Below are 20,295 nucleotides of genomic sequence, written 5' to 3' on the forward strand. Positions count from 1 at the left end.
CCGCATCGTTTCAGCTGAAATTTCACAGCCATTGAACCGCCGCCGAAAGACCCTGGAAACAGGGTGCTTTTGGCGGCGTCTATCTGAACCAATTCATGCCTTTTTTCAGGATGGGTGTTGCCGGTACGCATTGGCAATCTGGGGAGGCGGGCAAACGCTTTATGGCTCTGGCCTCTCAAATTTATCCGGAAATGCTATCCCCGTCCCCGTCGCTAGACGGTCGATCCGTCGAGTTCGCGCCACATGCCGGCCGTGCATCTATCGATTCCGCAACCGAATCTGCCTAGAACAGAACCCCTTGCAATCCCATCGTGAAAGATGCGCCTGATGAAAAGCTACGCTGGACTGTTTCGAATTGTTACCTTCTCTCTTGCGATTGGAATTGTGGTCATTTCCGGTATTCCGGGCATAGCACCGGCTTCGTGGGCGCATGCGCAGTCGGAATATTACCCGACACAGCAGGATTTTGTCGGCAAATGGAAGCTCAGCGGCGCGACCACCCGCCCGCCGCGGGATATGAAGACGGAGCCGACGCCCGAGCAGGAGGCGGACGCGACATTGTTCCAGGAAACGGTGACGACATTTTACACCGCCTTTGATTATCTGGAGATCACCGCTGATGGGCGTTACAATTTCCACCAGGCCGGTGACCCGCCAGCTTCATGCGTTTGGTGCGGAAAATGGTCTTTTGACAAGAGTTCGCTTTGGCTGAAACTCGATACGGCGCCCCGGCTCGATATTTATGCGAAGGACGGGGATATGCAGATGACGTATACCGCCGAGCCCGACGGGAAATCAAAATATACCTGGCTGGTTTTCGGCTGGACGAAGATGGAGTAGCGACGCGTTTCCTCCGCAGCAACGCTCGGCCGGGATATTCGAGACTATTTGACGAGACACCCACAATTGCGCAAAGCTGTATACCAACAACATTTGACGGACAGGGGACGTCATGACGAATTTTCTGTCCTTTGATGATGTCGCCGAACTGGAATATGGCGCGCCCGCGCCGGAACGGCTGATCTCCGGCGATCCCAGATTCACCACATGGAATCTCGAGGAGGCTCCCGGCGGCATTTATGCCGGCATCTGGCAGTCCACGCCCGGCAAATGGCGGGTGGTTTATGATGAATGGGAATATTTCAACATTCTCGAAGGCCATTCCATCCTGACCGAAGACGGCGGTGCGCCGCGCGATCTGAGACCGGGCGACCGCGTTATCCTGCGCCCGGGCTTTACGGGCACCTGGGAGGTCGTGGAAACGACGCGTAAGGACTACGTCATCCGGCTCTGAAACCGGATGGTCCTCGCGATGCTCTATCAGCCAAATCTCACCAACTGAGATCGAGCCGCTCCAGACCATGGAAATGATAGACATCCTTGACCCTGGGCGGCTCGGCGATCTTCAGGCCCGGCAGGCGTTTGAAAAGCAGCGGCAGCGCAAGATTGAGCTCCAGCCTCGCCAGCGGCGCGCCGATGCAGAAATGGATGCCCGCGCCGAAGGAGACATTGGCACCTTCGTTGCGGTCGGGCTGGAAGGTCAGCGGATCGGAGAACTTTGCGGGATCGAGATTGGCGGCTGCCAGGATGAGGCTGACCTTGTCGCCACGCTTGAACGTGACGCCGTCGATTTCGACGGGTTCCAGAACCCAGCGCTGGAAAATATGCACCGGCGCGCAGATGCGCAGGGTTTCTTCCACCGTCCGTTCCGTGGTTGCATCGTCGTTGAACAGCGTCTCTGGAGAGATGCCGCTTTCCAGAATGATGCGCACGGAATTGCCGATCTGGTGAACGGTCGCCTCGTGCCCGGCATTCAGCAGCACGATGGTGGTGGAGATGAGCTCGTCATCGGTGAGGTACTGGCCCTTGTGTTCCGTGTGGATCATGTGGCTCAGCAGATCGTCCTTCGGCTCCGCTCGCCGCTCCGCGATCACGCTGCGCACATAGTCTGAGAATTCATGTGCGGCCTTGTCGGCCAGAAGCTCATCTTCCGGCGTGCGCTTGAACATATACATGCCGACATAGGCATGCGACCATTTCAAAAGCTGCGGCCCCATCTCCTCGGGAATGCCGATCATGCGGGCGATCATCGTCACCGGGATGATGTCGGCATAGGAAGAGAGCAATTCCGTTTCGCCATTCGCTTCGAAGGCGTCGATCAGACGGTTGGCGAGTTCCTCGATTTCCGGCTTCATTTTGTCGACATGCCGCGACACGAAGGCGCGGTTGATGAGCGTGCGCAGCCGCGTGTGTTCCGGCGGTTCCAGTTCCAGCAGCGAATGCTGCTCGGCGGCGTCGAAATGCCTCACATGGTCCTGCGGCTCCGCCAGACCGATTTCCTCGCGGCTTGCCACATGCAGGATCTGCCGTCCGAACCGGCGGTCGCGCAGAAGGGCGCTGACGTGGTCGTATCCGGTGAAAAACCACTGCCGCTGCTCTTCCCAGTAGAAGGTGGGACATTCAGCGTGAAGGGCGGCATAGACCGGGTTCGGATCGCTGTAGAAAGCCGGGTCGCGGGCATCAAGGGAAACGCGGCGGGTGGCGGGGTCGATTTTGAGAAAGGGAAATGTCGTTGTCATACCCATGATCTATTCCGCGCGCGGCGCTTTGGGAAGGGAGGGAAATCCCTTCCGGATACCCCTATGTATGTCACTGGATGGTTACATCATCATCGGCTGGCGATGGCGGCTATCCGGTTCAGGGCCGCGACCTGGCGGTCGGCATTGTTGTCCATCGGATTTTCCTCGCGGTCCGAGGCGGGCACGACGACATTGGCCGAATTAACGTGGATGACGGTCCGGTTGCGCCCGGCCTTCTTGGCGGCATAGAGCGCGCGGTCGGCTTCCGTCATCATCACGCTCAGGTCGGCATCCTTGATCATGGCTTCGGATATGCCGACGCTTGTGGTTACCTCTATGCCTTCACCACGCGAACTGATCTTTGAAAGGCGCAGATTGCTGCGGATGGCTTCCGCAAGCGTCGCCGTGCTGGAAGGACTTTCGACTTCGGCAACCAGAGCGAATTCCTCGCCTCCCATTCTGACGAAAAGGCCACGATCGCCGATCGCGCGCTGCGCGATATTACAGAAATGCACGAGCACCGCGTCGCCGGACTGGTGGCCATATCTGTCATTGATCTTCTTGAAATGATCGATGTCGAACAGCACCAGAGCCACATAGCGGCTGGATCCCGGTGACCGCTTTTTGATGCGCTCGAACTCCTCCAGGAGACCGCGACGGTTGAGAACGCCGGTCAGATGATCGGTCATGGCGAGCCGGTGGAGACGAATCTCCGTATCCTCCATGATGATCTTGGCGCTGATCATGATGATAGCCGTGAAGCCGAGCATGCCGGAAATGGAGAGCGCCGACGTCATCGGAATGGCGTTGGGAACCGCGGCATTGGCAGGGATGACGATGGATGCGACGAGCGCTCCGGCAAAAGCCTGCAGGATCAGGATCGTGGCCAGTACCTTTCGGCTGCGTGTTGCGCGCGCCCTGCTGGCCAGAAGGACACCGGCGAGCATGAAATAGCCCGTGGCAGCACTGGCATGATAGAGCAGGATGCGGGCGACCATGTCTTCGCGCACGGATGGCACGAACATTCCGGCGATCCACAGCAGGGCGGGAATTGCAATCCAGCCGCCGAGTTTGCGCTGCTCCAGGCCTAACAGGCCTGCGAGCCAGAAGCCGAAGGCGGAAAGTGCGAGCGTATTGCCGACCTGAATGGACAGAAAACTGGAAATATCCCCGCGAAAGGCCACCATGACAGTGCCGAAGCCCGTGGCGAGGAAGCCGGCGGCGAAATAGAGATTATGCCGGCGGGAAGGGCGGTGCAGCCACAGCGTTCCCAAAAGCACGGCAAGGGTGAACGTTTCCGCCGCCCATAGTAGCGTGCTCGTCTTTGCATCCAGCATTGCAAAATCCTATCTGCGCCATAATGCGGTAAAAGCGGGCCCTTGCGCACGAGGTGCGTTATGCCCGCTTGAATTGTTGAGCTGCCATTTCGCCCGGATGGGCCCATTCCCCCGACGGGAACCGAAAATTCGCTGGTCAGTATCTGCAGCAAATACTAACGAGTTCTTGCCGGTGAGAAGTTATATCTGTGCATGGCGGGCGATTTTTGCCGTCGTCGCCTGCCATAGTAAAAAAATGGTGGCGGCAAAGGAAAGAGGCCCGACCGGCACCAGGCGGTTCGAAAGCCCGGTCAACCTCGGCCCGAAAGGCCCGCAAACGCTGTTGAGCCGTTAAGGATATGCGGCTTCGTGTCTTGAAGTACGGGGCAGGGACACTCTATGTAGGAAGAATGAAGGTTAGAAGTGATTCCGGAGCGGTTTTTCGCGAAGGGCAGAGTTTGACAAAGGACGGACATGAAAAATCCAGTTGATACCGCCATGGCTCTGGTGCCGATGGTCGTAGAGCAGACCAATCGCGGCGAACGCTCCTACGACATATTTTCCCGTCTTCTCAAGGAACGCATCATTTTCCTCACCGGCCCGGTGGAAGACCAGATGGCTTCGCTCGTTTGCGCGCAGCTGCTTTTCCTCGAGGCTGAAAACCCGAAGAAGGAAATCGCGCTCTACATCAATTCGCCGGGTGGCGTCGTGACCGCCGGCATGGCGATCTACGATACGATGCAGTTCATCCGTCCTGCGGTCTCCACGCTCTGCGTCGGTCAGGCTGCATCCATGGGGTCGCTGCTTCTGGCCGCCGGTGAAAAGGGAATGCGTTTCGCAACCCCGAACGCCCGCATCATGGTGCACCAGCCCTCCGGCGGTTTCCAGGGCCAGGCTTCGGACATCGAGCGTCACGCCCGCGACATCATCAAGATGAAGCGCCGCCTCAATGAAGTCTACGTGAAGCATACCGGCCGCACGCTCGAAGAGGTTGAAAAAACCCTTGATCGCGACCATTTCATGGATGCAGACGAGGCGAAGGACTGGGGTGTGATCGACAAGATCCTGACCTCGCGCCAGGAAATCGAGGGCGCCGCCGCGAATTGAGGCGCGACGCTTTTTTGACGTTTGTTTAACCCCGCAAAGTAATTTCGGGGCTTTCAACCGGAACAGAAAGCGATATTAGTATATATAAAGGCTGTGTTGAATTTTTATGACGTGGCCTTTGGTTTGATGGGGAATTCGTTGCAGCCGGTTGTCAGCTCCTGTATCTGATACGGCTAGTACCCCGGGAAACGAGGCGGATACGGCAATGCACCCAAGGGCTGGCCGTATCGGCGGGCGGTAAGTTGACCGCGATCCGTTTGGCGGACCTGCGGCGTGCTGGAAGGAAAGAGATATGAGCAAAGTCAGCGGCAGCAACGGCGGCGACTCTAAAAATACACTCTATTGTTCATTCTGCGGCAAGAGCCAGCACGAAGTCCGGAAACTCATTGCCGGACCGACGGTATTCATCTGTGATGAATGCGTCGAATTGTGCATGGACATCATCCGCGAGGAGAACAAGACGTCGATGGTGAAGTCGCGTGAGGGTGTTCCCACCCCGCAGGACATCATCAAGATCCTCGACGAATATGTCATCGGCCAGAAACAGGCGAAGAAGATCCTGTCTGTTGCCGTTCACAACCATTACAAGCGCCTCGCGCACGCCTCCAAGAATGGCGATGTCGAGCTTGCGAAGTCGAACATCATGCTCGTCGGCCCGACGGGTTGCGGCAAGACCTATCTTGCCCAGACGCTCGCCCGCATCATCGACGTTCCCTTCACCATGGCGGATGCAACGACGCTGACCGAAGCCGGTTATGTCGGCGAGGATGTGGAAAACATCATCCTGAAGCTGTTGCAGGCTGCGGATTACAATGTCGAGCGCGCCCAGCGCGGTATCGTCTATATAGACGAAGTCGACAAGATTTCCCGCAAGTCGGACAACCCGTCCATCACGCGCGACGTGTCGGGCGAGGGCGTCCAGCAGGCGCTTCTGAAGATCATGGAAGGCACGGTCGCTTCCGTTCCGCCGCAGGGCGGCCGTAAGCATCCGCAGCAGGAATTCCTGCAGGTGGATACGACCAACATCCTGTTCATCTGCGGCGGCGCCTTTGCCGGCCTCGACAAGATCATTTCGGCCCGTGGTGAAAAGACCTCGATCGGCTTCGGTGCCACCGTCAAGGCGGAAGACGATCGTCGCGTTGGCGAGGTGCTGCGCGAGCTGGAGCCGGAAGATCTGGTGAAGTTCGGTCTCATCCCGGAATTCATCGGCCGTCTGCCCGTTCTCGCAACGCTGGAAGACCTCGATGAAGATGCGCTGATCCAGATCCTGTCCGAGCCGAAGAACGCTCTGGTCAAGCAGTACCAGCGCCTGTTCGAGATGGAAGATGTGGAACTGACCTTCCACGAGGACGCCCTTCGCGAGATCGCCCGCAAGGCAATCACCCGCAAGACCGGCGCCCGCGGTCTGCGCTCGATCATGGAAAAGATCCTTCTGGACACCATGTTCGAACTGCCGACCCTGGAAGGCGTTCGCGAAGTGGTGATCTCCAACGATGTGGTCAGCGGCATCGCCCGTCCGCTCTACATCTATGCGGATCGTCAGGAAGAAAAGACCAACGTTTCAGCCTGATTGGTTGATCCGGTCTGTGGTGAATTTGAAAGGCCCGCACCCGTGCGGGCCTTTTCCGTTGGGCCAGAGCGCGAAACTTGCGCCTAACTTGGCTGAGCCCGATTTTGCGTTTGGAGCGGATTGCGCTTTGCTGATAAAGTCTTACAACTGATTTGCAGCGCGATATGACGGAAATGTGAATTACCGTCGGCGACCCGGTTCCTGATCCCTTGGGATAACCGGAAATGTCGGGAGTAATAGCCGGCGCTGGGTTTTGTGGAATTTTACGGTCTTGCCGCTGCGGGTGGACCGTCTCTTCCGGTGACTTGAAATCGGTGTTTCGAAACTCCACTTTCAGTCTCGAGAAATGAATATGTCGGGCGCCCCAAGACGTCCGGCAAAGTGTCCCGAAAGGGACCATGGAAAGGAAATGATATGACGAACATCACGTCTGCGGCATCTGGCGGTACCTATCCGGTACTTCCCCTGCGCGACATTGTCGTTTTCCCGCATATGATCGTTCCCCTGTTCGTCGGGCGGGAAAAATCCATTCGTGCGCTCGAGGAAGTCATGGGTTCGGACAAGCAGATCATGCTTGTCACCCAGATCAACGCCAGCGATGACGATCCGACCCCGGACGCCATCCACAAGGTCGGCACGGTCGCCAACGTTCTCCAGCTCCTGAAGCTGCCCGATGGCACCGTCAAGGTTCTGGTGGAAGGCAAGGGCCGCGCCCAGATCGATGAATATACCGGCCGTGAAGACTTCTACGAAGCCTCCGCGACGCCGCTGCAGGAGCCTGCCGAAGATCCGGTCGAGATCGAGGCGCTGTCGCGTTCGGTCGTTTCGGAATTCGAGAGCTATGTAAAGCTCAACAAGAAGATTTCGCCGGAGGTTGTCGGCGCTGCCGGTCAGATCGACGATTATTCGAAGCTGGCCGATACGGTCGCTTCGCACCTGTCGATCAAGATCACCGAAAAGCAGGAAATGCTGGAAACCGTCAGCGTGAAGCAGCGGCTTGAAAAGGCGCTCGGCTTCATGGAAGGCGAGATTTCCGTGCTTCAGGTCGAAAAGCGCATCCGCTCGCGCGTCAAGCGCCAGATGGAGAAGACCCAGCGCGAATATTACCTGAACGAGCAGATGAAGGCGATCCAGAAGGAACTCGGCGACGGCGAAGACGGCCGCGACGAGATGGCCGAACTGGAAGAACGCATCGCCAAGACCAAGCTTTCCAAGGAGGCAAAGGAAAAGGCCGAGGCGGAAATGAAGAAGCTTCGCCAGATGAGCCCGATGTCCGCGGAAGCGACCGTCGTGCGCAACTATCTGGACTGGCTGCTGGGTCTGCCCTGGGGCAAGAAGTCGAAGATCAAGACCGACCTCAACGCTGCCGAAAAGATCCTCGATCAGGATCATTTCGGTCTGGACAAGGTCAAGGAACGCATCGTCGAGTATCTCGCCGTCCAGGCGCGCGCCTCGAAGATCCGCGGCCCCATCCTGTGCCTCGTCGGCCCTCCCGGCGTCGGCAAGACCTCGCTCGCCAAGTCGATCGCCAAGGCGACCGGCCGCGAATATGTGCGCATGGCGCTGGGTGGCGTTCGTGACGAAGCGGAAATCCGTGGTCACCGCCGCACCTATATCGGCTCCATGCCGGGCAAGATCGTACAGTCGATGAAGAAGGCCAAGAAGGCCAATCCGCTGTTCCTGCTCGACGAAATCGACAAGATGGGCATGGATTTCCGTGGTGACCCGTCGTCTGCTCTGCTCGAGGTGCTCGATCCGGAACAGAACTCCACCTTCATGGACCACTACCTTGAAGTGGAATACGACTTGTCCGACGTGATGTTCGTGACCACGGCCAACACGCTGAACATTCCGGGTCCCCTGATGGACCGTATGGAAGTGATCCGCATCGCCGGCTACACCGAAGACGAAAAGCGCGAAATCGCCAAGCGTCACCTGTTGCCGAAGGCGATCAAGGAACACGCCCTGCGTCCGGAAGAGTTCTCGGTCAGCGATGACGCCCTGATGATCGTCATCCAGCAGTACACCCGTGAGGCGGGCGTGCGCAGCTTCGAGCGCGAGCTGATGAAGCTTGCACGAAAGGCCGTGACCGAGATCATCAAGGGCAAGGTCAAGTCCGTGGAAGTCACCGCAGCCAACGTTCCGGATTATCTGGGCGTTCCGCGGTTCCGCCATGGCGAGGCCGAGCGCGAGGATCAGGTCGGTGTCGTCACCGGTCTTGCCTGGACGGAAGTTGGCGGTGAGCTGCTCACCATCGAAGGCGTGATGATGCCGGGCAAGGGCCGCATGACGGTGACCGGCAACCTCAAGGAAGTGATGAAGGAATCCATTTCGGCGGCGGCATCTTACGTCCGCTCGCGCGCCGTGGATTTCGGCATCGAACCGCCGCGCTTCGACAAGAGCGACATCCACGTCCACGTTCCGGAAGGTGCGACCCCGAAGGACGGACCCTCTGCAGGTGTTGCCATGGCAACCGCCATCGTCTCCATCATGACTGGCATTCCGGTCTCGAAGGATGTGGCGATGACGGGCGAGATCACGCTTCGTGGTCGCGTGCTGCCCATCGGCGGCCTGAAGGAAAAGCTGCTTGCGGCGCTTCGCGGCGGCATCAAGAAGGTGCTGATCCCGGAAGAAAACGCCAAGGATCTGGCGGAGATTCCGGACAATGTGAAGAACGAGATGGAAATCATCCCGGTTTCGCGCATGGGCGAGGTGATCGAACACGCGCTGCTTCGCAAGCCGGAACCCATCGAGTGGGACGGCAGCATCGAGACGCCTGTTATCGCCACCGTCGAAGGTGTCGATGACGGCAGCCAGACGATCGCGCATTGATCGAGGCATCGGCGCGGAGGCCGGAATCGGTTTTCGCAAAAGGTGATGCATAGAATCAATGCGTTAGGTGCCGGAAGGCACAGGCGGTGCTTCGGCCCGCACAAGTGATGCCAATTTGGCACGAATATGTGGAAGGCCGGCAGAAATGTCGGCCTTTTTTGTGAAAAAAACCGCAGACCCCTTGTTTTTCAGGCGATTCCAGCGCTTTTGAGTTGCTGCGCGCGGATGCGAACGTATTCTGCGCCGGCTTAATTTGAGTCGTTTCAAACCATTGAAAGGGGTGGAAACATGAACAAGAACGAGCTCGTCTCTGCTGTTGCCGAAAAGGCTGGTCTCACGAAGGCAGATGCTGCTTCCGCTGTTGATGCGGTATTCGAAACCGTACAGAACGAACTGAAGAGCGGTGGCGACATCCGCCTCGCTGGCTTCGGCAGCTTCTCCGTTAGCCGCCGTGAAGCCTCCAAGGGCCGTAACCCTTCCACGGGTGCTGAAGTCGATATCCCGGCTCGCAACGTGCCGAAGTTTTCCGCAGGCAAGGGCCTGAAGGACGCTGTTAACTCGTAAGGTTTCCGGAAAGCCGCAGCGCCCGGCGGCGGGCGGGCGGCTTTTCAGGTTCACGAGGAAACATGTTTTGACGCCTTGACGCCATCATGCCGGCCCGAAAACCGGGCGGCTTTTCGAAAAGCTTTTTTCGGATAGCCCAGTTTTTCAACCCGGCATGATGTTGATTGAAAGTAGGGGAGCTTGCCTGTGTAGCCCCCATCCGGTCACACGGTGTTCCGATACGCGGAATGTGCGCATAAACAGGAAAGCCCGGTCTTTATGGCCGGGCTTTTTGATTCACCCGACAGGAAATGTCATGCCACTGTCATGTCTTTGACGCAGAAGCCATGGGGTATTTCTGGACCCAAGGGGGATTATGATGGCGTTCCGATTTTCTCACATGGCTTTGACTGCTGCGCTGCTCACATCCGCAGCCTTTCCGGCTGCGGCCGAGCCGGTTTTTAACCGCATTGCATCCTTTCCGGTGGCGAAGAACCTTCCCGCGGACAAGGACGCCAAGTCCGTCACCTCAGCTGAAATCGTCACTGCCAGCGAAGACGGCAAGACGCTGATCTATTCGGACAGCCCGCTTGGCGGCATCGGCTTCATCGACATCACCGATGCGAAGGCCCCCAAGGCTGGCGGCGCCCTGCTGCTCGAAGGCGAGCCGACCTCTGTCGCCGTCGCAGGCGTCAAGGTTCTGGCCGGCGTCAATACGTCGGAAAACCGCGCCAAGCCGTCCGGCAAGCTGGTAACGGTAGATATCGCCACCAAGAAGATCGAGGCAAGCTGTGATCTCGGTGGCCAGCCTGATTCCGTCGCCGTTTCCCCGGACAAGACCTTTGCCGCCATCGCGATCGAAAACGAACGCGACGAAGAGGTGAACGAAGGCGCCCTGCCGCAAATGCCCGCCGGTTATCTGGTCACGGTCGGCCTGAAGAACGGCGTCGCTGACTGTGGAACGCTGAAGAAGATCGAACTGACTGGCCTTGCCGAAATCGCTCCGGAAGATCCGGAACCGGAATTCGTCTCGATCAATGCCAATGGCGAGATCGCGCTCACGCTGCAGGAAAACAACCACATCGTCATCCTCGACGGCAAGACCGGCACGGTGAAGACGCATTTCTCCGCCGGTAAGGTCGATCTCGAAGGCGTCGATACGAAAAGCGATGGCCAGCTGAAGTTCACCGACAAGCAGGAAGGCCGCAAGCGCGAGCCGGATGCCGTGAAGTGGCTGGACAATGACCGCATCGTCATCGCCAATGAAGGTGATTGGCAGGGCGGTTCGCGCGGTTTCACCATCTTCGACAAGACCGGAAAGCTCGTCTACGAATCGGGTTCGTCGCTCGAACATGCGGTTGCGGCCATCGGCCACTATCCGGAGAAGCGCTCCAAGGCCAAGGGCATCGAGCCGGAAGGTCTGGAAGCGGCAACATTCGGTGACCAGAAATACTTCTTCGTGCTTGCCGAGCGCGCCTCTGTCGTTGCTGTCTACAAGGACACCGGCAAGGAGCCGGAACTGACGCAGCTTCTGCCGTCCGGCGTTTCGCCGGAGGGAGCCGTCGCCATTCCGTCGCGCAACCTTCTGGTTACGGCAAACGAGGTCGATCTGGTCGAGGATGGCGGCGTTCGCTCGCATGTCATGCTTTACGAGCGTGCCGAAGGCGAGGCGGCCTATCCGCAGCTCGTCTCCGCCACCGTCGACGGCGCGCCGATCGGTTGGGGCGCTCTTTCGGGTCTGGTCGGCGATGCCGAGAAGCCCGGCATTCTCTACGCCGTGTCCGACTCGGTCTATGGCAACCAGCCGTCGATCTTCACCATCGACGCAACGAAGAAACCCGCCACCATTACCAGTGTGCTGCGCGTCAAGCGTGACGGCATCGCTGCCCAGAAGCTCGACATCGAAGGCATCACCCTCGACGGTAAGGGCGGCTTCTGGCTGGCATCGGAAGGCGATAGCGCCAAGCTTGTTCCGCACGCGCTCTACAACGTCAACGCCAAGGGTGAAATCAAGGCTGAAATCGCGCTGCCGAAGGAACTTCTTGCCGGTGAGACCCGCTTCGGTTTCGAAGGCGTGACCATGATCGGCAAGGGCGACGATGCGACGCTGTGGATGGCCGTTCAGCGCGAATGGGGAACGGACGAGAAGGGCATTGTCAAGCTCGTCTCCTATAACCCGAAGTCCAAGGAATGGGGCGCCGTGCGTTACCCGCTCGACAAGACCGAGGCAGGCTGGGTCGGCCTTTCCGAAATCACCGCCCAGGGCGACTATGTCTATATCGTCGAGCGCGACAACCAGATCGGCGACAAGGCGAAGATCAAGAAGCTCTACCGCGTTGCAATCGCAGACCTGAAGCCGAGCAAGATCGGCGGCGAACTGCCACTGGTGGCCAAGCAGGAAGCGCATGATTTCCTGCCGGACCTCAAGGCCCAGACCAATGGTTATGTCGTCGACAAGCTGGAAGGCTTCACCTTCGACAAGGCGGGAACGGCCTATGCGGTCACCGACAATGATGGCGTCGACGATTCGTCCGGTGAAACGCTGTTCTTCACTGTCGATCTGAAGGCGATCAACTGATCGCCCCCGATAGTGCCGCAAATGAGAAAAGCCGGGCATAGCCCGGCTTTTTTATGTGGCATAAGCAAAGCCGGTCAGGGCCCGTTTGGTGCGATGTCAATGCAGGCTGTCAAGCCGGCACTGCTGCTTCGTTATCGGTCATCGGTGATTTGTCGGGGGACAGGGTGCAAAAGCCGAGGACCGATCGCAAAGGATCACCGCCCCATGGAATTCTTGCTTTTGGGAGTATTGTCTTTTTCCGAGTCCTGCTGGACCCAGCGAAAAAAAATATAAACAGGCAGCGCTATGAGCGCGAGTGTTACAAACGCGTCGACCATGGTTTCATCCATTATTTCTACCGCTCATCATGAAACGGCTCGAAAATAATGCCCGAAATCTCTTTAAAAAGTCTGAATCTGCTTATTTTTCGGTATGTTGCGGGGTGGCACACAGACCTGAAAAAGCTGTCGGAATGTGGAACAGAAGTGCCGATTTGGCATAGACGGGAACCGTAAAATGCGATTCCTCATCTCCAGCACGTGGATCCGGCTTCGACAATCCGCATGCCAGCGGGTAGGGGAATGATTCTTAAGCTGGAAATTCACATCAAAGAACGCGTGTCACGACAAATGTCGGGTTCAACTATGCAGCGATCTGGATGATTTGGAAAATGGTGGGCGATGAGAGACTCGAACTCCCGACATCCTCGGTGTAAACGAGGCGCTCTACCAACTGAGCTAATCGCCCTTCGCGTCCTGCGGATCATGTCCGCCGCGTCGGTGGCCGTGATGTATTCGGATCGGAAAAAAACCGCAAGGGCTTTTGTGAAGTTTTTTTGTTTTTTTTCCGGGTCGTATTTTCCCATGTCCGTGGCTGATGGCCAAAAGGCTGGAACTGCGGGCTTTTTGGCAAAAACAGAAGCCACAGCCAGCGCGAACGGCACAGGGGAATCTTCCTGCGGACGCCCGCGCCTGTGGACAAGTTTTTTGTTTTCGTTGGGAAAAGCCCGCAAAACAAGGCGTTTGCCGGAACGCTTATCAATGGCCTTCAGGTTTTTTCCGATCAAAATGAAGAAGCTTATTCTTTTGTCGTGAAACCTGCTTGACACCCCCGCACGAACGCCGTAGTTAGCCGCTCATCGAACAGCCGAGGCTGGTTCGAGCGGCGGGACAAGCTCCTGTCGTCAGGAGATGCGGGTGTAGCTCAGTCGGTTAGAGTGCCGGCCTGTCACGCCGGAGGTCGCGGGTTCGAGCCCCGTCACTCGCGCCATCCTATTCCTCGGAAAACACAGATGAATGTCTGTGGTGCGCGGGTGTAGCTCAGTCGGTTAGAGTGCCGGCCTGTCACGCCGGAGGTCGCGGGTTCGAGCCCCGTCACTCGCGCCATTTCTTCTTCCTGAAATGTCTCCTCAAAAATAGATCGACGCGCCGTCTGCGCGACTCCGTTTTTTTGACGATTCCGGCACCTGATTCCGGACTTTTCAGATGTGATTTTTCCTACTTTTTTTACTCAAGTTTCGATCTCCCGATATCGTCACTTCGCCGCCATTTCGACGTAAAATTCGTGTGACTTTTTTGCGGTTGCGTCCTTCAATCGATTATTATTGTATTTGAGGGGCTTAGGTCGGAATTGTGGCCCAAATTTGCGTCAATTCCGGCAATATTGTTGCCAATCAATGCGGCAGGTGTCTTGAAATGGTGCCTAAACTCTTGCAGAGAGAGCGCGGCTGCGCTAACCACTTTGGCGTTGCAACATATTTGTGCGCCTTGAGACTTATCAGTCGCAAAGGCAGGTCCGGCACCCGGCCGGGCAGGGAAGAGACCATGACTGAACTCCTCAGTTCCTACATTCCGATCGCAATCTTCATCGGTATCGCTCTCGTCATTGGCCTGGCGCTTCTCATTGCGCCTTTCGCGGTTGCCTACAAGGCTCCGGACCCGGAAAAGCTTTCCGCTTTCGAGTGCGGTTTCAACGCCTTCGACGATGCCCGCATGAAGTTCGATATCCGTTTTTATCTGGTGTCGATCCTGTTCATCATCTTCGATCTGGAAGTCGCCTTCCTCTTCCCCTGGGCGGTGTCTTTTGGTGAGATGGGCTGGTTCGGTTTTTGGTCGATGATGGTATTCCTCCTCGTCCTCACCATCGGCTTTATCTATGAGTGGAAGAAGGGAGCGCTGGAATGGGCATGAGCCAGAACAACAGCACGCTCGTTGCGCCGCAGCCGAAGGGGATCATCGATCCCTCGACCGGCAAGCCGGTTGGCAGCAACGATGCCTACTTCACGGAAATCAATGACGAGCTGGCCGACAAGGGCTTTCTCGTCACCTCGACCGACGAGCTGATCACCTGGGCGCGTACCGGCTCCCTGATGTGGATGCAGTTCGGTCTCGCCTGCTGCGCCGTCGAAGGCCTGATGCAGGCGTCCGGTCCGCGTTATGACATGGAGCGCTTCGGTGTCGCCCCGCGCGCCTCACCGCGCCAGTCTGACGTGATGATCGTCGCCGGCACGCTGACCAACAAGATGGCGCCGGCTCTGCGCAAGGTCTATGACCAGATGCCTGAGCCGCGTTACGTCATCTCCATGGGCTCCTGTGCCAATGGCGGCGGTTATTATCACTATTCCTACGCTGTCGTGCGCGGTTGCGACCGCGTCGTGCCGGTGGATATTTACGTTCCGGGCTGTCCCCCCACGGCGGAGGCGCTGCTTTATGGCGTGCTTCTGCTGCAGAAGAAGATTCGTCGTACCGGTACGATCGAGCGCTAAGGGCAAAGGACGGATTAAGAATGAGCGAAGCTCTCAACGATCTTGCTGCTTACGTTAAGGAAGCGCGCGGTTCCCTCGTGGTGTCGGCTGATATCGCCTATGGCGAACTGACGCTGAACACGACGCCTGAAAGTGTGATCGCGCTTTTGACCTTCCTGCGTGACGACGTGCAGTGCGGTTTTGTCAACATCATCGACATTTGCGGCGTTGACTGGCCGCAGCGCGAAAAGCGTTTCGATGTCGTCTATCACCTGCTGTCGCCGCGCCAGAACCTGCGCGTCCGCATCAAGCTGCAGGTAGCGGAAGACGAGGGCGTGCCGTCTTCGACCTCCGTTTACATGGGTGCCGAATGGTTCGAGCGCGAAGCCTGGGACATGTATGGCATTCCGTTCGAAGGCCATAAGGACCTTCGCCGTATCCTCACCGATTACGGTTTCGAAGGCCATCCGCTGCGCAAGGATTTTCCGGTTACCGGCTTTGTGGAAGTGCGTTACGATGACGTGCTGAAACGGGTTCTTTATGAACCGGTCGAACTGAAGCAGGAATTCCGCAACTTCGATTTCCTCTCCCCATGGGAAGGAACCGAATATGTTCTCCCGGGTGACGAAAAGGCCAAGCAATGAGCCAAGCCCCCGCGACAGAGCATGCGCAATGTCTTTGCGGCGCCGTCGGCTTCAACGCCGTCATCGGTGCCCGTGAATTTGGCGTTTGCCATTGCTCCATGTGCCGCCGCTGGTCCGGCGGTGCGTTTCTGGCTGTCGAATGCGCTGATATCTCCGTCGAAAACGAAGAGAACCTCGGCGTCTATTCCTCGTCGGAATGGGGTGAGCGCTGCTTCTGCAAGAATTGCGGCAGCACGCTGATGTGGCGTTCCAAGGACGGCAAACATTTTGCCGTTTCGCTGCAGGCTTTCGATAACCCTTCCAGTTTCAAGTTCGCGTCGCAGATTTTCACGGATGAGAAGCCTTCGAGCTACTCTTTCGCCGAAACCACGCAGAACATGACCGGCCCCGAATTCATCGCCATGATCACCTCGGCGGAGCACTAGAATGACTGAGCATAACGTCCGCAATTTCACGATCAACTTCGGTCCGGAACATCCGTCCGCGCACGGCGTGCTGCGTCTGGTTCTGGAACTGGACGGCGAAATCGTCGAGCGCGTCGATCCGCATATCGGTCTTCTGCATCGCGGCACCGAAAAGCTGATCGAGACCAAGACCTATCTGCAGGCCGTTCCTTACTTCGACCGCCTCGACTACGTCGCGCCGATGAACCAGGAACATGCTTTCGCGCTCGCCGTCGAAAAGCTGCTCGGCCTCGAAATCCCGATGCGCGGCCAGCTGATCCGCGTGCTTTATTCGGAAATCGGCCGCATCCTGTCGCACATCATGAACGTCACGACACAGGCCATGGACGTCGGCGCGATGACGCCGCCGGTCTGGGGTTTCGAAGAACGCGAAAAGCTGATGGTGTTCTATGAGCGCGCCTGTGGCGCCCGCATGCACTCGGCTTACGTTCGTCCGGGCGGCGTGCATCAGGACCTGCCGCCGGAACTGGTCGATGATATCGGCAAGTGGTGCGACCCGTTCCTCACCGTTCTCGACAATATCGAGGGCCTGCTGACCGACAACCGTATCTACAAGCAGCGTAACGTCGATATCGGCGTCGTTTCGCTCGAAGACGCCTTCGCCTGGGGTTTCACGGGCGTGATGGTGCGCGGCTCGGGCGCTGCCTGGGATTTGCGCCGCGCGCAGCCCTATGAGTGCTATTCCGATCTCGAATTCGACATTCCCGTCGGCAAGAACGGCGACTGCTACGATCGTTACCTGATCCGCATGCAGGAAATGCGCGAATCTGTGAAGATCATGAAGCAGTGCGTCGATCTTCTCTCCGGCAAGCACCGCATCGGCCCGGTCTCCTCGCTCGATGGCAAGGTGGTTCCGCCGAAGCGTGGCGAGATGAAGCGTTCGATGGAAGCGCTGATCCACCACTTCAAGCTCTACACCGAAGGTTACCACGTTCCGGCCGGCGAAGTTTACGCCGCCGTCGAAGCGCCGAAGGGCGAGTTCGGCGTTTACGTGGTCGCAGACGGTTCGAACAAGCCCTATCGCTGCAAAATCCGCGCTCCGGGTTACGCACACCTGCAGGCTATGGATTTCCTGTGCAAGGGCCATCAGCTTGCCGACGTTACAGCCGTTCTCGGCTCGCTCGACATCGTGTTCGGGGAGGTCGACCGCTGATGCGTCTGCCGCTCGCCATTCCGGCTTTTCTTGCTGCGATGTCGACCCCCGTTCTCGCCCAGACGGCGACGGACGAGGGCGGCGTATCGCTGTCGAGCGGCGGCGGTTCCACCATCAAGCAGCTTCTGTCGTCGGGATTCGAGATCAAGGCCTCGGTTCCCAATGGCAGCAAGTTCATCGTGTTCATGCAGAAAGACAAGGCGGCTTACGCCTGCGAATTCGTCACGGTGGCGAGATCGCGTTGTGAGACGTTAAACTGAAAAGGCGTGAGGAAGTATGTCCGTTCGTCGACTAGCCGAAGATCAGTTCCAGCCCGTGGCATTTGCCTTCAACCAGGAAAACACTGCCTGGGCTGAGAAGACGATCAAGAAATATCCCGAGGGACGCCAGCAATCGGCGGTCATCCCGCTGCTCATGCGTGCGCAGGAGCAGGACGGCTGGGTTACCCGCGCCGCCATCGAAAAGATCGCCGACATGCTGGATATGGCCTATATCCGCGTCATGGAAGTGGCGACCTTCTATACCCAGTTCCAGCTGAAGCCGGTTGGCACGCGCGCGCACGTTCAGGTCTGCGGCACCACGCCCTGCATGCTGCGCGGCTCGGAAGCGCTGATGGATGTCTGCCGCAAGAAGATCCACCACGATCCGCTGCACACCAATGAGAGCGGCACGCTCTCCTGGGAAGAAGTGGAATGTCAGGGCGCCTGCGTCAACGCGCCGATGGTCATCATCTTCAAGGATGCCTATGAGGACCTGACGCCAGAGCGTCTGGAAGAGATCATCGACACGTTCGAAGCGGGCAAGGGCGACACCGTCAAGACCGGTCCGCAGATCGACCGTCACGAATCCGTGCCGGTCGGTGGACTGACGACGCTGACGGAAGAGATCAAGCCGGATCGTTCCAATCTCGACAAGCCGGCCGAAGTGCCTGCGGATGCCGCACCGGTTCCGCCGTCCAACGCCGCCAAGCCGAAGACCGATGCGCCGGAGACCGATCCGAAGCTGAAGACGCCGGCAAACGAGCCGAAGGCTGCGGAAGCCAACGTCAAGGCCGCCGAAAAGGAAGCTTCGGGATCTGCGAAGCCGTCGCTCGATTCCAAGGATCGTCCGGCAGGCATCGAGAAGCCCGCCACGCCCGACGACCTGAAGCTCATTTCCGGCGTCGGTCCGAAGATCGAAGGCACGCTGCATGAGCTCGGCATCTTCACCTTCGCGCAGGTCGCGGGCTGGAAGAAGGCCGAATGCGACTGGGTCGACGGTTATCTGAATTTCAAGGGCCGCATCGAACGCGACGAGTGGATCAAGCAGGCCGAGGCGCTCGCCAAGGGTGGCGAAGCCGAGTATATCAAGGTCTTCGGCAAGAAGCCGCGGTAAGAGGTGAAGCATGTTAAAAGATCAGGATCGCATCTTTACCAATCTCTACGGCCTCAAGGACAAGTCCCTGAAGGGCGTGAGAGCGCGCGGCCATTGGGACGGCACCAAGCAGATCATCGAAAAGGGCCGTGACTGGATCATCAACGAGATGAAGGCATCAGGCCTTCGCGGTCGCGGTGGCGCTGGCTTCCCGACGGGTCTCAAGTGGTCCTTCATGCCGAAGGAAAATGACGGCCGCCCGCATTATCTCGTCGTCAACGCCGATGAATCCGAGCCCGGCACCTGCAAGGACCGCGAAATCCTGCGCAACGATCCGCATACGCTGATCGAAGGCTGCGTTATCGCCGGTTTCGCCATGGGCGCGCATACCGCCTATATCTACGTTCGCGGCGAATATATGCGCGAGCGTGAGGCGCTGCAGGCGGCCATCGACGAATGCTACGATGCCGGCCTGCTCGGCAAGAACAACAAGAACGGCTGGGATTTCGACATCTACGTCCATCACGGCGCAGGTGCCTATATCTGCGGCGAAGAGACGGCTCTGCTCGAAAGCCTCGAAGGCAAGAAGGGCCAGCCGCGCCTCAAGCCGCCGTTCCCGGCCAATATGGGTCTTTACGGCTGCCCGACGACCGTCAACAACGTTGAATCGATCGCCGTTGCGCCGACCATCCTGCGCCGAGGTGCTGCATGGTTCTCGTCCATCGGCCGTCCGAACAATGTCGGCACCAAGCTGTTCATGGTCTCCGGCCATGTCGAGCGTCCGTGCACCTTCGAAGATGCGCTGGGCCTGTCCTTCCGTGAGCTGATCGAGCGCCATTGCGGTGGCATTCGCGGCGGCTGGGACAATCTGCTCGGCGTCATCCCCGGCGGCGCATCCTGCCCCATCGTTCGCGGTGAGGACATGAAGGACGCCATCATGGATTTTGACGGCATGCGCGAAGTGAAGTCTTCCTTCGGCACCGGCGGCATGATCGTCATGGACAAGTCCACCGACGTCATCAAGGCGATTGCCCGCATCGCGGCCTTCTTCAAGCATGAAAGCTGCGGCCAGTGCACGCCGTGCCGCGAAGGCACCGGCTGGATGTGGCGCGTGCTGGAGCGCATGGTCAAGGGCAATGCCCAGAAGCGCGAAATCGACATGCTGTTCGAAGTGACGAAGCAGATCGAAGGCCACACCATCTGTGCGCTCGGCGACGCCGCCGCATGGCCGGTACAGGCGCTGATCCGCAATTTCCGTCCGGAAATCGAAAAGCGCATCGACCAATATACCTACAGGGCCATGGATGATGGCGCTGTTCTGGAAGCCGCTGAATAAGCATTGAGGCTTCAGGCGGAGCCGGAATTTTCCGGCCTCGCGACACCATGAAGCGTCTGGCAGACGATACGAGTGCCGGGCGTGATTAAGGATTTGTT

The 20,295-nt window shown here is 58.2% G+C and carries 18 protein-coding genes and 3 tRNA genes; 18 read left to right on the plus strand and 3 right to left on the minus strand.

Going from position 1 to position 20,295, the window contains the following annotated elements:
• Positions 1 to 327 precede the first annotated feature (327 nt).
• Together FY152_04660 and FY152_04665 are read left to right on the plus strand one after the other, a co-directional pair.
• Complete coding sequence (locus FY152_04660; GenBank protein UXS33205.1) at positions 328 to 840, plus strand: hypothetical protein; 513 nt, start codon at positions 328 to 330, stop codon at positions 838 to 840.
• A 112-nt stretch (positions 841 to 952) separates the two neighbouring features.
• Positions 953 to 1,294: a cupin domain-containing protein gene (locus tag FY152_04665; GenBank protein UXS31422.1), complete on the plus strand. Its 342-nt coding sequence runs from the start codon at positions 953 to 955 to the stop codon at positions 1,292 to 1,294.
• A 37-nt stretch (positions 1,295 to 1,331) separates the two neighbouring features.
• Here the strand turns inward: FY152_04665 and FY152_04670 are convergent, their stop codons facing one another.
• Positions 1,332 to 2,585 carry a cytochrome P450 gene (locus FY152_04670; protein ID UXS31423.1) on the minus strand — a complete coding sequence of 418 codons (1,254 nt, stop codon included), beginning with the start codon at positions 2,583 to 2,585 and terminating at the stop codon, positions 1,332 to 1,334.
• An 83-nt stretch (positions 2,586 to 2,668) separates the two neighbouring features.
• On the minus strand, positions 2,669 to 3,916 hold the full coding sequence (locus FY152_04675; GenBank protein ID UXS31424.1) for a GGDEF domain-containing protein: 1,248 nt from the start codon (positions 3,914 to 3,916) through the stop codon (positions 2,669 to 2,671).
• 453 nt (positions 3,917 to 4,369) lie between these two features.
• Between FY152_04675 and clpP the strand changes: the two genes are divergently transcribed.
• The 5 genes from clpP to FY152_04700 all read left to right on the plus strand — a co-directional run bounded on the left by clpP (position 4,370) and on the right by FY152_04700 (position 12,525).
• Complete coding sequence (clpP, locus tag FY152_04680; GenBank protein UXS31425.1) at positions 4,370 to 5,002, plus strand: ATP-dependent Clp endopeptidase proteolytic subunit ClpP; 633 nt, start codon at positions 4,370 to 4,372, stop codon at positions 5,000 to 5,002.
• Between the two features lie 292 nt (positions 5,003 to 5,294).
• Positions 5,295 to 6,572 (plus strand): ATP-dependent Clp protease ATP-binding subunit ClpX, encoded by a 1,278-nt coding sequence (clpX, locus tag FY152_04685; GenBank protein UXS31426.1) that lies wholly within the window; start codon positions 5,295 to 5,297, stop codon positions 6,570 to 6,572.
• A gap of 414 nt (positions 6,573 to 6,986) precedes the next feature.
• Positions 6,987 to 9,404, plus strand: a complete 2,418-nt coding sequence (gene lon, locus FY152_04690; GenBank protein UXS31427.1) for an endopeptidase La — start codon at positions 6,987 to 6,989, stop codon at positions 9,402 to 9,404.
• A 288-nt stretch (positions 9,405 to 9,692) separates the two neighbouring features.
• A complete protein-coding gene (locus tag FY152_04695; protein UXS31428.1) occupies positions 9,693 to 9,968 on the plus strand; it encodes an HU family DNA-binding protein in 276 nt (91 codons plus the stop codon).
• 358 nt (positions 9,969 to 10,326) lie between these two features.
• Positions 10,327 to 12,525 carry an esterase-like activity of phytase family protein gene (locus tag FY152_04700; GenBank protein UXS31429.1) on the plus strand — a complete coding sequence of 733 codons (2,199 nt, stop codon included), beginning with the start codon at positions 10,327 to 10,329 and terminating at the stop codon, positions 12,523 to 12,525.
• Between the two features lie 650 nt (positions 12,526 to 13,175).
• Here the strand turns inward: FY152_04700 and FY152_04705 are convergent.
• A tRNA-Val gene (locus FY152_04705) sits at positions 13,176 to 13,251 on the minus strand.
• A 41-nt stretch (positions 13,252 to 13,292) separates the two neighbouring features.
• Here FY152_04705 and FY152_04710 point away from each other — a divergent pair.
• From FY152_04710 to nuoF, 11 genes are all read left to right on the plus strand, one after another.
• A complete protein-coding gene (locus tag FY152_04710; GenBank protein UXS30543.1) occupies positions 13,293 to 13,598 on the plus strand; it encodes a hypothetical protein in 306 nt (101 codons plus the stop codon).
• Between the two features lie 98 nt (positions 13,599 to 13,696).
• Positions 13,697 to 13,773, plus strand: a tRNA-Asp gene (locus FY152_04715).
• A 39-nt stretch (positions 13,774 to 13,812) separates the two neighbouring features.
• A tRNA-Asp gene (locus FY152_04720) sits at positions 13,813 to 13,889 on the plus strand.
• Between the two features lie 438 nt (positions 13,890 to 14,327).
• Positions 14,328 to 14,693: an NADH-quinone oxidoreductase subunit A gene (locus FY152_04725; protein ID UXS31430.1), complete on the plus strand. Its 366-nt coding sequence runs from the start codon at positions 14,328 to 14,330 to the stop codon at positions 14,691 to 14,693.
• Complete coding sequence (locus FY152_04730; GenBank protein UXS31431.1) at positions 14,684 to 15,268, plus strand: NADH-quinone oxidoreductase subunit B; 585 nt, start codon at positions 14,684 to 14,686, stop codon at positions 15,266 to 15,268. Before FY152_04725 ends, FY152_04730 begins: the two co-directional genes overlap by 10 nt.
• A 20-nt stretch (positions 15,269 to 15,288) precedes the next feature.
• Positions 15,289 to 15,891, plus strand: a complete 603-nt coding sequence (locus FY152_04735) for an NADH-quinone oxidoreductase subunit C (protein UXS31432.1) — start codon at positions 15,289 to 15,291, stop codon at positions 15,889 to 15,891.
• On the plus strand, positions 15,888 to 16,316 hold the full coding sequence (locus FY152_04740; GenBank protein ID UXS31433.1) for a GFA family protein: 429 nt from the start codon (positions 15,888 to 15,890) through the stop codon (positions 16,314 to 16,316). The genes FY152_04735 and FY152_04740 overlap by 4 nt, the downstream gene beginning before the upstream one ends.
• A 1-nt stretch (position 16,317) precedes the next feature.
• A complete protein-coding gene (locus tag FY152_04745; GenBank protein UXS31434.1) occupies positions 16,318 to 17,508 on the plus strand; it encodes an NADH-quinone oxidoreductase subunit D in 1,191 nt (396 codons plus the stop codon).
• Entirely contained in the window at positions 17,508 to 17,768 is a 261-nt protein-coding gene (locus tag FY152_04750) for a hypothetical protein (protein ID UXS31435.1), read from the plus strand. The genes FY152_04745 and FY152_04750 overlap by 1 nt, the downstream gene beginning before the upstream one ends.
• Positions 17,769 to 17,784: 16 nt before the next feature.
• Positions 17,785 to 18,882 carry an NADH-quinone oxidoreductase subunit E gene (locus FY152_04755; protein ID UXS31436.1) on the plus strand — a complete coding sequence of 366 codons (1,098 nt, stop codon included), beginning with the start codon at positions 17,785 to 17,787 and terminating at the stop codon, positions 18,880 to 18,882.
• 10 nt (positions 18,883 to 18,892) lie between these two features.
• Complete coding sequence (gene nuoF / locus FY152_04760) at positions 18,893 to 20,197, plus strand: NADH-quinone oxidoreductase subunit NuoF (GenBank protein UXS31437.1); 1,305 nt, start codon at positions 18,893 to 18,895, stop codon at positions 20,195 to 20,197.
• Positions 20,198 to 20,295 lie beyond the last annotated feature (98 nt).

The organism is Agrobacterium tumefaciens, from assembly GCA_025560025.1.
Lineage (GTDB): Bacteria > Pseudomonadota > Alphaproteobacteria > Rhizobiales > Rhizobiaceae > Agrobacterium.